The sequence below is a fragment of the Aquibaculum arenosum genome, assembly GCF_029222965.1.
GTDB lineage: Bacteria > Pseudomonadota > Alphaproteobacteria > Kiloniellales > DSM-21159 > Aquibaculum > Aquibaculum arenosum.
Genome location: NZ_JARHUD010000003.1, coordinates 31,242 through 44,552, shown reverse-complemented (window position 1 = coordinate 44,552; position 13,311 = coordinate 31,242). Strand labels below are relative to the sequence as shown.

The following is a 13,311-nucleotide window of genomic DNA, read 5'->3' as shown; positions in this document are numbered from 1 at the left end:
CCCACTCATCGCGGCCCGAAAAAACGGGCAAAGCGTTGACGATAGCGGGCAGGGGAAAGGCCGACGGCGCGCTTGAAGAGGCTGCGAAAGAAAGCTGGATCGGCATAGCCGACTTCCAGCGCCACCGCGTCGACCGGCGCGTTGCTGCTCTCCAGCATCTGCTTGGCTTCCTCCAGGCGCAGGGCCTGAACATAGTCCACCGGCGCGTAGCCCGTTGCCTTGCGAAAGCGGCGCGAGAAGGTGCGCTCCGACAGGCCGGCCACCTCCGCCATGCGGGTCACCGGATGCGTGCAGGTGTAGTTGAGGGCGATCCAGGTCTGGGCCCGGCCGACGGCGGCGTCCTCATGCTGGCGCGGACGGGCCAATGCAGCGAAGGGCTGCTGTCCGCCCGAGGTGTCGCCGATGATGAAGATTCGGGCCATGCGCCGAGCCTCGGTTTCGCCGGCAAAGCGGGCCACCAGATAGAGCGCCAGGTCGGTCCAGGAAGAGGTGCCGCCCGCGGTGACGATCCGCTGCCCCTCGCCCGCGGGACAGAGGATGCGTTCGGCCCGTAGGCGAACCTGGGGATAGTGACGACGAAAGAGGCCCGCTGCGGCCCAGTGGGTTGTGGCCTCAAGTTCATCGAGCAGGCCCGCCTCGGCGAGAAAGAGGGCGCCGGAGCAGACGGAACAGATCACCGCGCCCGCCTCATGCCTTTGGCGCAACCAAGCGACCTCTTCCTGCCAGCGCCCGCGCGGGCGAGACTCGTTCGTCATGCCCAGATCGGTGACGATGACGATGTCGGGTGGCGGCCCTTCGTCGAGCGCGGCCTCGACGGCGATGGGCAAGCCGAGCGGCGAGCGCTGCGACCGGCCGCTGTGGGAAACCAGGGAAGGCACAAAGCGGCAGGCCGCGGCTTCGGGCTCGCCGGTCACACTCTGCCAGGTGCGGCCGACGCAGCCGAGAAGTTCGTGCAGGCAGTAGAGCACGGCGGGATAGGATTCCGGCAGGGCCAGCAGACTGACCCGGATGAGGGGTGGTGATTGCGGCATCAAGCGTGTCCGAGGGTGGGCGCCACGCGGCAAGTTAATACCATAACCCGGGTGCTGCTGGCCGATATCCCTCTTTCTTGTCCGCTCCCTCTCTCACGGCCGTTCGGGCGGCGGGTGTAAGCGCTGTCGCACCGAAACCTGCCATAAGGAATGACATCATGGCACAGCTTGAAACGCTATCCGTCGATACCAGCAAGGCCGAGGCGAGCGACGCCCTGGCCGCTGTGGCTGAGACCTACGATGCGGCCCGTGCGGAAGACTTCCTCGGCCACGTCGCCAGTCTGCTCGACCACGGCGCCGCCGCGGTGATGATCGCCCACGGCCATCGCCTGGGCCTGTTCGACCAACTGGCCGCTCTACCGGATGTGACCAGTGTAGAACTTGCGAAAGCCACCGGCCTGACTGAGCGCTATTTGCGCGAATGGCTGGCAGTGATGGTGGTGGCCGGCATCCTGCACTACACACCGGAGAGCCGTCGCTATCACCTGCCGGCCGAACACGCCGCCTCGCTCACCCGCGAAGGCGCGCTCGGCAATCTCGCGGTCTATGCCCAGCATGTCGCACTCCTGGGCCGGCTGGAGGAACGCACTCTGGAGAACTTCCGCAGCGGCCGGGGCACGGTCTACGGGGACTATCCTTGCTTCCACCAGATCATGGCCGAGGACAGCGGCCAGACCGTAACTGCCGGGCTCTTCGAGCACATCCTGCCGCTGGCCCCGGAACTGCCGCTGCGTCTGGCCGAGGGCATCGAGGTGCTGGATGCCGGCTGCGGCCGCGGCGCGGCGCTCCTGGCCATGGCCCGGCGCTTCCCGCGCAGCCGCTTCACCGGCTACGACCTGGGCGCCGATGCCATCGCCTTCGCCCGGAAGGAGGCCGAGGCTCAGGGGCTGACCAATATCACCTTCGAGGCCCGGGATCTGACCGGCTATGTGGAGCCGGGCCGCTGGGATCTCATCACCAGCTTCGATGCGGTGCACGACCAGAAGGACCCCCAGGCGTTCCTGCGCGGCCTGCATGCTTCCTTGCGCTCCGGCGGGCTCTACCTGATGCAGGACATCGGCGCTTCGGCCAAGCTGGAGAACAACCGCGACTTCCCCTTCGCCACCCTGCTCTACGCGGTGTCCACCGTGCACTGCACCCCGATCTCGATCGGTCAGGGTGGTGAAGGCCTGGGCACCATGTGGGGCTGGGAAACCGCCGAGCGCTTCCTGCGCACCGCCGGCTTCGAAGACATCGAACACCACCGCCTGTCCCACGACCCCATGAACGTCTGGTTCATCGCGCGGGTGTGAGGGGGAGGCCGGTGCAGCGTATCTCTTGAGAAAAACGGAAACTGCGCTGGCTCTTCGCCGCCCCGACTTCCCTGCGCGAGGGAGCCGGGGCGGCGCTTGCCGTGCTTCACTCCGCGGAAGCGGCGCGTTTCTGCTCTGCATCAGGAAGGAACTGCGACCGGTCCAGGCTGCGCCCGACGGACACGTAACTGAGGAAGCCTGCCTCGTAGACGTCCCGCGGCTCATAGATGTTGCGCAGGTCGGCCATGCGCGGCACGGCCATGCCCTCCGCGAGGCGGCCCAAGTCGAGAGCGCGGAACTCGTTCCACGGCGTGATGATGATGAGAGCCTCCGCCCCTTCGGCCGCCACATAGGGGTCGCTCTCCCAGGTGACGCCCGGCAGCAGTGCCTCGCCCTCGCGGCGGCCTTGCGGGTCGACCACCCGCACCCGGGCACCGCCGCCCACCAGCGCCGGCACGATGGTCAGCGCCGGGGACTCGCGCATGTCGTCGGTGTTGGGCTTGAAGGTGACGCCCAGCACCGCCACCGCCTTGCCGTTGACCGAGCCGCCGCAGAGCTCGCAGACCTTCTCCACCATGCGGCGCTTGACCTCGTCATTGACGGCGATCACCGCCTCGGTCAGGCGCTGAGGCACGCCATGCTCCTGCCCGATGCGGGCGAGCGCGCGGGTGTCCTTGGGAAAGCAGGAGCCGCCGTAGCCGGGCCCGGCGTGCAAGAACTTGTTGCCGATGCGCCCGTCCAGCCCGATGCCCTTGGCCACGGCCTTAACGTCGGCGCCGACCCGTTCGCACAGTGCGGCGATCTCGTTGATGAAGCTGATCTTGGTCGCGAGGAAGGCATTGGCCGCGTACTTGATCATCTCCGCGCTTTCCAGGTCGGTGTAGACGATCGGGAAGTCGCGCAGGTAGAGAGGGCGGTAGACCTGCTGCATCACCTCGCGCGCACGCTCCGACTCGACGCCGACCACCACACGGTCGGGTCGCATAAAATCGTCGATCGCCGCACCCTCGCGCAGGAACTCGGGATTGGAGGCGACGTCGAACCGGGCCTCGGGCGCCACGGCGCGGATCGCCTCGGCCACCTTGCGGTTCGTGCCGACAGGGACGGTGGACTTGGTCACCACCACCGCATAGCCGGTGAGCGCCCGGCCCACCGACTCGGCGGCCGCCAGCACATAGCTGAGGTCGGCATGGCCGTCGCCGCGGCGGCTGGGCGTGCCGACCGCGATGAAGACCGCATCGGCCCCGGCGACGCCGCGGGTGGTGTCGGCGGTGAAGGAAAGCCGCCCGGCCTCCACATTGCGGGCCATCACCGCATCCAGCCCCGCCTCAAAGATCGGCACCTCGCCCTTCTCCAGGCGGGCGATCTTGGCCGGATCTTTGTCGATGCAGACCACCTCGTGGCCGAAATCGGAAAAGCAGACGCCGGAGACGAGTCCGACATAACCGGTGCCAATCATGGCGATCTTCATGCTGCGCAGGTCCCTTTCTGGCTACAATATCCCGTCACGGGTGCTCAATCTCCTGTATGCGCTGAGCGAGCGGCCCACGAGAACCCTTTGCTACGGGCCCGTCCTATGGCGGAAGGCAAGCATAACGATGCTCCCGCAGAGAGGTAGGGGAAATTCATAGCGCTGGTCACCCCCCCCCCCCCGTTAGAGGAGCCTGCGCTTTTACAACATGAGGCAATGCTGCCCTTCGCCCTGGGCTATCTGCTTCTCCCCCTCACTCCCTCACGAATGCCACGAAGCCCTCCAGAAAGGCCGACAGTTTCTCGCGGGCGGCGGCGTCGGTGAGGCTGTGGGTTTCGTCCATCAGGCTGTCGGCCCGGGCGAGCATGAGCTTCTTGCCGAACCAGGGGCGGGTGCCGAGCGTGCGCAGCACGGGCAGCCAGGCGCCCTGCGCCAAAATGGTGCCGAAGCCGCCGGGTGAGGCGCCGATCACCGCCACGGGCTTGCCGGCGAAGTGCGCGGAGACCTCGCCCGGCGGGCGGCTCAGCCAGTCGATGGCATTCTTGAAGACACCGGGGATCGAATTGTTGTACTCCGGCGTCGCCAGCAGCAGCCCATCCGCGGCCCGGAGGCGGCGCTTGAGCGCCACCACCGCGGGCGGCAGGCCCTCGGCTGCTTCCACATCCGCGTCGTAGAGCTGAATCCCCTCAATCCCCTGAACGTCCAGCGTCGCGCCCTCCGGCATGAGTTCCGCTGCGGCGCGCAGCAGTGCCCGGTTCAGGGAGGCCTGCCTCAAACTGCCGGAAAGGCCGAGGATGGTGGTCATGGGGTCTCCTTTTGCGCCTTTGCACGACAGACTCCCATGCCGCGCCGGCGCCTGGCAACAGGTCATCGCGAGGGCCCCTGCCTCCCTTTGATCTACCGCAAAGGGTCAGTGGCTGACTCTGTTAGCCTCAACGCTGCGGGCGGCCCGGCTGCGTGCGGCGCGAAGGGTCGCCCGTCGTTGTACAAGTTTTCAGGGAGGGACCGATGGCGCAGTCCAGCGAAGGAACGGAAAAACGCGGCCCGAGGTTTCCTACGGCCTACAGCATCCTCTTCGGCCTCATCATCCTGGTGGCCATTCTCACCTGGATCATCCCCGCGGGCCAGTATGAGCGCGCCTACAACGAGGAACTCGGCCGAGATGCCCCGCTGGCCGGGACCTATTCCGAAGCGGAGGCGAACCCGCAAGGCCTGATCGACGTTCTCATGGCGCCCATCGCCGGGCTCTATGACCCGGTCAGCTACGAGGCCAATGCCATCGACGTCGCACTCTTCGTGCTCATCATCGGCGGCTTCATCGGCGTCGTGACCGCAACCGGGGCGATCACCACCGGGATCGAGCGAGCCATGCTGTCGCTGCGCGGGCGAGAGAAGTGGATGATTCCCGTTCTCATGGGCCTCTTTGCCTTCGGCGGCACCACCTACGGCATGGCCGAAGAGACGCTGGCCTTCTACCCCCTGCTCATCCCAATCATGCTGGCGGCGCGCTATGACGTGGTCACGGCCGTGGCGGTGATTCTGTTAGGGGCCGGCGTCGGCGTTCTGGGATCGACGGTGAACGCCTTCGCCACGGTTATCGCGGCGGACGCCGCTGGCATTCCCTTTACTCAGGGCATTGTGCTGCGCTTCGTCATCCTGGGGCTCTGCTGGTTGGGCTGCGTCCTCTATGTCATGCGCTACGCCGAACAGGTCCGCGCCGATCCGTCTCGCTCTCTGGTCTATGACCGCAAGCAGGAGCATGAGCGCCACTTCCTCGTGCCCCGCGACCAGGAGGAGAACCCCGAGTTCACCGGGCTGCACAAGATCGTGCTGGCCATCTTTGGCCTGACCTTTGCGGTCATGGTCTGGGGTGTTCTTTTCGCGGGCTGGTGGATGGGCGAGATGACGGCGCTCTTCCTGGGGGCTGCCATTCTGGTCGGCCTGATCGCACGCCCTGGCGAGGAGCAGTTTGTCGAGTCCTTCCTATCCGGGGTTCGGGACCTTGTCGGTGTGGCGCTGATCATCGGCCTGGCCCGCGGCATCGTCGTGGTCATGGACGATGGCCGGATCACCGACACGATCCTGCACTCGGCCGAACTGGCGGTGTCCGGACTCTCCGAGGTGATGTTCATCAACGTCATCTACTGGCTGGAGGTGGGGCTGTCCTTCTTCGTGCCCTCATCCTCGGGCCTGGCGGTGCTCAGCATGCCAATCCTGGCACCGGTCGCGGATTTCGCCGGCGTTGGTCGCCACCTCGTGGTCACGGCCTATCAGTCCGCCAATGGCCTGGTGAACCTGATCAACCCCACCTTCGCCGTCGTCATGGGGGGATTGGCGATTGCCCGCCTGCCTTATGAGCGCTGGCTGCGCTTTATGTGGCCGCTGCTGCTGATACTGACCGTCATCATCATGGCGTGCCTCAGTCTCGCCGCCCTGTTCTAAGGAGCCTCAACGATGGCACAGACCTATGGCGTACACTCGGAAGTTGGAAAGCTGCGCCGCGTCCTGGTGCACCGCCCCGGCACGGCGCTGGCCCGGCTGACGCCCGCGAACCGGGAGGCGTTGCTGTTCGACGACGTGATCTGGGTCAAGCAGGCTCGGGTGGAGCACCTCACCTTTGTCGATGCCATGCGCCACCGAGGGGTTGAGGTGGTCTTTCTGCGCGAGCTTTTGACCGAGACCATGAAGATCCCGGACGCCCGGCGCTGGCTGCTCGACCGCCGGGTGAATGACAACAGGGTCGGCGTCGGCCTGGCTGACGATCTCCACGCCTACCTGATGGAAATGGATGCCGACCGGCTCTCGGGTCTGCTCATCGGCGGGATGAGCAAGGCGGAACTGCCGGTGGCGGCCGACAGTGTGGTGGCCGCGGTGCTGGCACCGGAGGAATTCATCCTGCCGCCCCTGCCCAACCACCTCTTCACCCGGGACACGACCTGCTGGATCTACGAGGGGGTGACGCTCAACCCCATGAAGTGGAACGCCCGGCAGCTGGAAACGGTCAACATTGCCGCGATTTATCGTTTCCACCCCGACTTCCGTGACGCCGGCTTCCCGGTCTGGTGGGGCGACCCCGATCAGAGCTTCGGCAAGGCCACGGCCGAGGGCGGCGACATCATGCCCATCGGCAATCGCACCGTCCTGATCGGCATGGGCGAGCGCACGACGGCGCACGCCACCGGACAGATTGCCCGGGCGCTTTTCGCCCAAGGGGCGGCCAAGCGGGTCATTGCCTGTCGCCTGCCCATCGAGCGCGCCAGCATGCACCTCGATACGGTCTTTACCTTCTGTGACCGCGATCTGGTGACGGTGTTCTCCGGTGTGGTGGACGCCATTCAGGCCTTTTCCCTGCGTCCGGGAGATAAGCCGGGGCGGATCGACGTGCGGGCGGAAGAGCGGCCGCTGACCGAGGTCGTGGCCGAGGCGCTGGGTTTCAAGCAGCTGCGCGTGGTGCAGACCGGCGGTGACGCCTATGTCCGTGAGCGCGAGCAGTGGGACGACGGCAACAACGTGATCGCCCTCGAGCCCGGTGTGGTCGTCGGCTACGACCGCAACGTCTACACCAACACTCTGCTGCGCAAGGCGGGGGTTGAGGTGATCACGGTGCCGGGCGCTGAGCTGGGGCGCGGCCGTGGCGGTGGCCACTGCATGACCTGCCCATTGATCCGCGATCCAATCTGAGGGAGCACACCATGCCTGTGAACCTGCACGGTCGCAGCTTTCTCAAGCTGCTCGATTTCACGCCGCAGGAGATCCGCTTTCTCCTCAAGCTCTCCGCCTCGCTCAAGCAGGCCAAGTACGGCGGCTACGAGCAGCAGAGGCTCAAAGGCAAGAACATCGCGCTGATCTTCGAGAAGGACTCGACCCGCACCCGTACCGGCTTCGAGGTCGCCGCCTACGACCAGGGCGCGCACGTCACCTATCTCGGGCCCACGGGCACGCAGATCGGCAAGAAGGAATCGATGAAGGACACCGCGCGGGTGCTCGGCCGCGTCTATGATGCCATCGAATACCGCGGCTTCGGGCACAGCATGGCAGAGGAGCTCGCACGCCACGCCGGGGTGCCGGTCTACAACGGTTTGACCGATGAGTTTCACCCCACGCAGATCCTCGCCGACTTCCTCACCATGCGCGAGTACACCCGCAAGCATCTTTCGCAGATCACCTTCTGCTTTCTGGGCGATGCCGGCAACAACATGGGAAATTCGCTGATGGCCGGGGCGGCGCAGATCGGCATGGATGTGCGCCTTGGCGCACCGAAAGCCTGCTGGCCGGACCAGGAACTGGTCGATCACTGCCGTGCGATCGCGCAGCAGACTGGGGCGAAGATCACCCTGACCGAGGACCCCAAGGAGGCCGCGAAGGGCTGCGACTACGTCTACACCGACGTCTGGGTCTCCATGGGTGAGCCGGACTCGGTCTGGGAGGAGCGGATCAAGCTGCTCACGCCCTACCGCGTGACCTCGGAGATCATGGCAGCCACCGGCAATCCCCATGCCAAGTTCCTGCACTGCCTGCCGGCCTTCCATAACCGGGAAACCGAGATCGGCGAGAAGATCTTCCAGCAGTTCGGGATCGACTGCATGGAGGTGAGCGAGGAGGTCTTCGAGTCGGAAGCCTCCGTGGTCTTCGACCAGGCGGAGAACCGAATGCACACCATCAAGGCGGTTCTGACCGCCACCATAGGGGGCTGAGATGCGCATCGTGGTTGCACTGGGTGGCAACGCCTTGCTCAAGCGGGGCGAGCCCATGACCGCCGAGGTGCAGCGCAGCAATGTGCGTCACGCCGCCCGGGCGCTGGCCGACCTGGCGCGCGACCACGAGATCATCGTGGCGCACGGCAACGGGCCGCAGGTCGGCCTGCTGGCCCTGCAGGCCGCTGCCTATCAGGACGTGGAGCCCTATCCGCTTGATATTCTCGGGGCCGAGAGCGTCGGCATGATCGGCTATCTGGTCGAGCAGGAACTGGTCAATGCTCTGCCGCCGGAGCGAAACTGTGCGACCCTGCTGACTCAGATCGAGGTGGACCGTGGTGATCGCGCATTCCTGAAGCCGGAAAAGCCCATCGGCCCGGTTTATGATGACGCGGCCGCCGAACGGCTGCGCAGCGCCCATGACTGGCCGCTGGTCGAGGAGAAGCCGGGCAGTTGGCGGCGCGTGGTCCCTTCACCGGCGCCCAAACGCATCACACAGATTGAAGCCATCCGGCTGCTGGTCGAAGGCGGCGTCATCGTCGTCTGTGCCGGCGGCGGCGGCATTCCGGTGGTGCGCAACGATGCCGGCGAAATGGAAGGGGTCGAGGCTGTGATCGACAAGGATCACGCGGCCGGGCTGCTCGCCCGTGAACTGGAGGCGGATGCCTTCCTCATGCTGACCGATGTCGAAGCGGTCTTCCTCGACTGGGGTACGGCCGAGCAGCGCCCGCTGCGCAGGGCCACGCCGGATGAACTGGCGCGCATGCAGTTCCCGGCCGGGTCCATGGGCCCGAAGGTGGAGGCGGCCAGCAGCTTCGCAGCCGTCCCTGGCCGAATGGCCGGGATCGGCCGGCTTGAGGAGGCGCGGGCGATTCTGGAGGGGCGCAGCGGTACGCTGGTGCAGCGCGCGTCTTGACGGCCTCGACAGTCCGCTCGCACTGTCGGCGCTGGTTCTTTCTTCTGGGCGGGGTTTCGTGATGCGGCTTTCCGGCAAAAGCTGGATCCTGTTGCTGCTCTTGGTTCTGGTGCTCGCCGCAGGCGCCTATCTTTGGCAGGGCCTCGGCGATCAGGAGCTGCCGGCCGGTTTCGCCAGCGGCAATGGGCGCATCGAGGCGGTGGAGATCGATGTCGCCACAAGAACGCCGGGCCGGATCACCGAGATTCTGGCGAACGAAGGGGATTTCGTCGAAGCGGGTCAGGTGCTGGCGCGCATGGACACCGCGACGCTCGATGCCCAGTTGCGCGAAGCACAGGCACAGCTCCGGCGTGCCGAGATTGCAGTCGGGACCGCAGGCAGCTTGGTGACCCAGCGACGTGCCGAGAAGGCCGCGGCGGAATCCGTGGTGGCTCAGCGCGAAGCGGAGCTCGACGCGGCTGAGCGGCGCCTTGCACGCTCAGAAGAACTGGCGCCGCGGGGCACGGTGCCGACGCAGCGCCTGGATGATGACCGTGCCCAGACGCAAGGCGCTCGTGCTGCGGTGAGCGCAGCAGAAGCCCAGGTGGCAGCGGCGGAAGCGGCGATCGCTGCGGCTGAAGCCCGCATCGTGGATGCCGAAGCCGAGGTGGAGGCGGTGGCTGCCACGATTGAGCGCGTCCAGGCAGACATCGACGACAGCCTGCTGCGCGCACCGCGTAACGGCCGGGTACAGTACCGCGTGGCCCAGCTCGGCGAAGTCCTGCCGGCCGGTGGGCGGGTGCTCAATCTGGTGGACCTGGCGGACGTCTATATGACGGTCTTCCTGCCCACGGGTCAGGCGGGGCGGGTGGCCATCGGCAGCGAGGTGCGCCTGGTGATGGATGCCGCGCCAGAGCATGTCATACCGGCACGGGTCAGCTTCGTCGCCGACGTGGCGCAGTTCACGCCGAGAACGGTCGAAACCGCGGACGAGCGGGAGAAGCTGATGTTTCGCGTGCGCGCGCGCATCGACCCGCACTTGTTGGAAGAGCACATCACTCAGGTGAAGACCGGACTGCCGGGCGTGGCCTACATCCGTCTCAACCCCGAGGCAGCCTGGCCCGACTGGCTGGCGCTCACCCTGCAGCCATGAGCAGCGCCGCCGTTTCCGGGTCGGCGCAGCTTCCGCCGGTCGCCACGCTGCAAGACGTAACGCTGGCCTACGGGCGCACCCTAGCCCTTGACGGTGTCAGCCTTGCGGTGCCGGCGGGGCAGATGGTCGGGCTCATCGGACCGGACGGGGTGGGCAAGTCGAGCCTGCTGGCCCTGATTGCAGGCGCACGGCAGATTCAGAAGGGCCAGGTCGAGGTGCTCGGCTGCGATATGGCCGACGCGGCCCAGCGACGCGCGCTGGGGCCGCGCATCGCCTACATGCCCCAGGGGCTGGGCCGCAACCTCTATCCGACCCTTTCGGTCTTCGAGAATGTCGACTTCTTCGGTCGCCTCTTCGGCCACAGCAGGGCCGAGCGTGCGCGACGCATCGCCCTCCTGCTCGAGGCCACGGGTCTGGCGCCTTTTCCCGATCGGCCGGCCGGCAAGCTCTCGGGCGGTATGAAGCAGAAGCTCAGCCTTTGCTGCGCCCTGATTCACGACCCCGATCTCCTGATTCTCGACGAGCCGACCACGGGCGTCGATCCACTCTCCCGCCGCCAGTTCTGGGAGTTGATCGAGCATATCCGCAGCCAGCGGCCGGGCATGAGCCTGCTGGTGGCCACGGCCTATACGGAAGAAGCCGCGCGCTTCGACTGGCTCTTCGCCATGGATGAGGGACGCCTGCTTGCCCAGGGCAGCCCGCAGGATATCCAGGAGGCCAGCGGTGCCGCCTCACTCGAGGCTGCTTTTATAGCCTTGCTGCCCGAGGAGAAGCGCCGGCTGCACAAGCCGGTGGAGATCACGCCGCGTCCCGCAGGAGAGGACGCCCCGGTAGCAATCGAGGCGCGCGACCTGACCAAACGTTTCGGCGATTTCGTCGCTGTGGACCAGGTCACCTTCCGCATCCGCCGCGGGGAGATCTTCGGCTTTCTCGGCTCCAATGGTTGCGGCAAGACCACGACCATGAAGATCCTGACCGGGCTGCTGCCAGCCAGTGAAGGCGAGGCCTGGCTCTTCGGGCAGCAGGTGGATGCCCAGGACATCGCGGCCCGCCGCCGGGTCGGCTACATGACCCAGAGCTTCTCGCTCTATGGCGAACTGAGCGTGCGCCAGAACCTGGCACTCCACGCGCGCCTCTTCCAGGTGCCGGCGGCGCGGATCCCGGAACGAGTGGCCACGCTGGCCGGGCGCTTCGAACTGAACGAGATTCTCGACGTCCTGCCGGGGAAGCTGCCGCTGGGTCTGCGCCAGCGCCTCTCCTTGGCGGTGGCGCTGATCCACGAGCCGGAGCTCTTGATCCTGGACGAGCCCACCTCAGGCGTGGACCCGGTGGCGCGCGATGCCTTCTGGCGGCACCTGATCGAACTCTCGCGCCGCGATGGCGTCACCATCTTTGTTTCGACCCACTTCATGAACGAGGCCGAACGCTGCGACCGCATCTCCCTGATGCACGCGGGCGAAGTGCTGGTGAGCGACACGCCGGCGGCACTCCAGGAAAGGAGCAACTCCAAGACACTGGAAGAGGCCTTCGTCCACTATCTGCTAAAGGCCGTGGAGGAGGAGGGCGAAGAGGGTAAGGAGGGCACCCGCGCTACGGCGTCCTTCGACGTTCCCGCCACCGCCGCGGCGGAAAGTGCGCCCGAGCGTTCTTTCGACCCGCGCCGGCTGTTCAGCTACACGCGGCGCGAAGCCCTGGAACTACGCCGTGACCCCATCCGCGCCACCCTGGCCCTGCTCGGCAGCGTGCTGCTGCTGTTCATCATGGGCTACGGAATCACCATGGATGTGGAGGATCTCACCTTTGCCGTGCTCGACCGCGATCAGACCACCACCAGCCGCGAGTACACGCTCGGCCTGTCCGGATCGCGCTACTTCATCGAGCGCGCGCCGCTTGCCAGTCACGCCGAGCTGGACGCGCGCATGCGCAGCGGCGAGATCAGTCTTGCGCTCGAGATTCCGCCCGGCTTTGGCCGTGACGTCGCGCGGGGGCGCGCGGTGGAGATCGGCGCCTGGATCGACGGCTCCATGCCGCAGCAGGCCGAGACGGTGCGCGGCTACGTCCAGGGCATGCATGCCCACTGGCTGAGCCAGCGGCTGGCTGAAAGCCAGGCTGCCAACCAGTCTGCCGAGCTTTTCACCATCGAGACGCGCTATCGCTACAATCCGAACGTGGAAAGCCTGGTGTCGATCGTCCCGGCCGTCATCCCGATCCTGCTGGTCCTCTTTCCCGCCATGCTGGCGGCGATGAGCGTGGTTCGGGAGAAGGAACTGGGCTCTATCGTCAATCTCTACGTCACACCGGTGACGCGCCTCGAGTTTCTCATCGGCAAGCAGCTGCCTTACATCGCGCTGGCGATGGTGAACTTCCTGACGCTTTGGGTCCTGGCGGTCACCCTCTTCGGCGTGCCCATGACCGGAAGCTTCCTCACGCTGCTGCTGGCAACCCTGATCTACGTCAGCGCCACGACCGCCATCGGCTTGCTCATCTCCTCTTTCATGCGCAGCCAGATTGCCGCGCTTTTTGGAACGGCGGTCCTGACCATGCTTCCGGCGGTGCAGTTCTCGGGCATGATCGACCCCGTCTCCTCCCTAGAAGGGGCCGGTGCGGTGATCGGCGCGCTCTATCCCACCACGCACCACCTCACCATCGCGCGGGGCACCTTCGCCAAGGGCTTGGGCTTTGCCGACCTGAAGGCGGCCTTCGTGCCGCTGCTCATCGCTGTGCCGGTGCTGATCGGGCTCAGTGTTGTGCTGTTGAAGAAGCAGGAGCGCTGAG

General features: G+C 66.4%; 10 protein-coding genes. 7 read left to right on the top strand and 3 right to left on the bottom strand.

Translation table 11 applies throughout. The features are described from left to right. Positions 1-5: 5 nt before the first annotated feature. Positions 6-1,031: a GlxA family transcriptional regulator gene (locus P2G67_RS05285; protein WP_275820765.1), complete on the bottom strand. Its 1,026-nt coding sequence runs from the start codon at positions 1,029-1,031 to the stop codon at positions 6-8. A 158-nt stretch (positions 1,032-1,189) separates the two neighbouring features. Between P2G67_RS05285 and P2G67_RS05280 the strand changes: the two genes are divergently transcribed. Beyond that, positions 1,190-2,323, top strand: a complete 1,134-nt coding sequence (locus P2G67_RS05280) for a class I SAM-dependent methyltransferase (protein WP_275820763.1) — start codon at positions 1,190-1,192, stop codon at positions 2,321-2,323. A gap of 106 nt (positions 2,324-2,429) precedes the next feature. Here P2G67_RS05280 and P2G67_RS05275 read toward each other — a convergent pair whose 3' ends face one another. Both P2G67_RS05275 and P2G67_RS05270 read right to left on the bottom strand, forming a co-directional pair. Then, on the bottom strand, positions 2,430-3,794 hold the full coding sequence (locus tag P2G67_RS05275) for a UDP-glucose dehydrogenase family protein (protein WP_275820761.1): 1,365 nt from the start codon (positions 3,792-3,794) through the stop codon (positions 2,430-2,432). Between the two features lie 253 nt (positions 3,795-4,047). Continuing rightward, positions 4,048-4,599, bottom strand: coding sequence for an NADPH-dependent FMN reductase (locus P2G67_RS05270; RefSeq protein ID WP_275820759.1), 552 nt, complete (start codon positions 4,597-4,599; stop codon positions 4,048-4,050). A gap of 203 nt (positions 4,600-4,802) precedes the next feature. Here P2G67_RS05270 and P2G67_RS05265 point away from each other — a divergent pair, with 203 nt between their 5' ends. The 6 genes from P2G67_RS05265 to rbbA all read left to right on the top strand — a co-directional run bounded on the left by P2G67_RS05265 (position 4,803) and on the right by rbbA (position 13,310). After that, the gene (locus P2G67_RS05265) at positions 4,803-6,236 is read left to right on the top strand and encodes a YfcC family protein (protein ID WP_275820757.1); all 1,434 of its coding nucleotides are present in this window, start codon (positions 4,803-4,805) and stop codon (positions 6,234-6,236) included. A 12-nt stretch (positions 6,237-6,248) separates the two neighbouring features. Then, a complete protein-coding gene (arcA, locus tag P2G67_RS05260; RefSeq protein WP_275820756.1) occupies positions 6,249-7,475 on the top strand; it encodes an arginine deiminase in 1,227 nt (408 codons plus the stop codon). Positions 7,476-7,486: 11 nt separating this feature from the next. Beyond that, positions 7,487-8,488 carry an ornithine carbamoyltransferase gene (gene argF, locus P2G67_RS05255; protein ID WP_275820754.1) on the top strand — a complete coding sequence of 334 codons (1,002 nt, stop codon included), beginning with the start codon at positions 7,487-7,489 and terminating at the stop codon, positions 8,486-8,488. 1 nt (position 8,489) lies between these two features. Further along, a complete protein-coding gene (gene arcC / locus P2G67_RS05250; protein ID WP_275820752.1) occupies positions 8,490-9,404 on the top strand; it encodes a carbamate kinase in 915 nt (304 codons plus the stop codon). A gap of 61 nt (positions 9,405-9,465) precedes the next feature. After that, positions 9,466-10,536: an HlyD family secretion protein gene (locus P2G67_RS05245; RefSeq protein ID WP_275821462.1), complete on the top strand. Its 1,071-nt coding sequence runs from the start codon at positions 9,466-9,468 to the stop codon at positions 10,534-10,536. Beyond that, complete coding sequence (rbbA, locus tag P2G67_RS05240) at positions 10,533-13,310, top strand: ribosome-associated ATPase/putative transporter RbbA (protein WP_275820750.1); 2,778 nt, start codon at positions 10,533-10,535, stop codon at positions 13,308-13,310. Before P2G67_RS05245 ends, rbbA begins: the two co-directional genes overlap by 4 nt. Position 13,311 lies beyond the last annotated feature (1 nt).

What these genes read in the sequence shown, in the direction of transcription:
- P2G67_RS05285 (WP_275820765.1), bottom strand. Translation starts at nt 1,031, where the DNA reads ATGCCGCAATCACCACCCCTCATCCGGGTCAGTCTGCTGGCCCTGCCG.
- P2G67_RS05280 (WP_275820763.1), top strand. Translation starts at nt 1,190, where the DNA reads ATGGCACAGCTTGAAACGCTATCCGTCGATACCAGCAAGGCCGAGGCG.
- P2G67_RS05275 (WP_275820761.1), bottom strand. Translation starts at nt 3,794, where the DNA reads ATGAAGATCGCCATGATTGGCACCGGTTATGTCGGACTCGTCTCCGGC.
- P2G67_RS05270 (WP_275820759.1), bottom strand. Translation starts at nt 4,599, where the DNA reads ATGACCACCATCCTCGGCCTTTCCGGCAGTTTGAGGCAGGCCTCCCTG.
- P2G67_RS05265 (WP_275820757.1), top strand. Translation starts at nt 4,803, where the DNA reads ATGGCGCAGTCCAGCGAAGGAACGGAAAAACGCGGCCCGAGGTTTCCT.
- arcA (WP_275820756.1), top strand. Translation starts at nt 6,249, where the DNA reads ATGGCACAGACCTATGGCGTACACTCGGAAGTTGGAAAGCTGCGCCGC.
- argF (WP_275820754.1), top strand. Translation starts at nt 7,487, where the DNA reads ATGCCTGTGAACCTGCACGGTCGCAGCTTTCTCAAGCTGCTCGATTTC.
- arcC (WP_275820752.1), top strand. Translation starts at nt 8,490, where the DNA reads ATGCGCATCGTGGTTGCACTGGGTGGCAACGCCTTGCTCAAGCGGGGC.
- P2G67_RS05245 (WP_275821462.1), top strand. Translation starts at nt 9,466, where the DNA reads ATGCGGCTTTCCGGCAAAAGCTGGATCCTGTTGCTGCTCTTGGTTCTG.
- rbbA (WP_275820750.1), top strand. Translation starts at nt 10,533, where the DNA reads ATGAGCAGCGCCGCCGTTTCCGGGTCGGCGCAGCTTCCGCCGGTCGCC.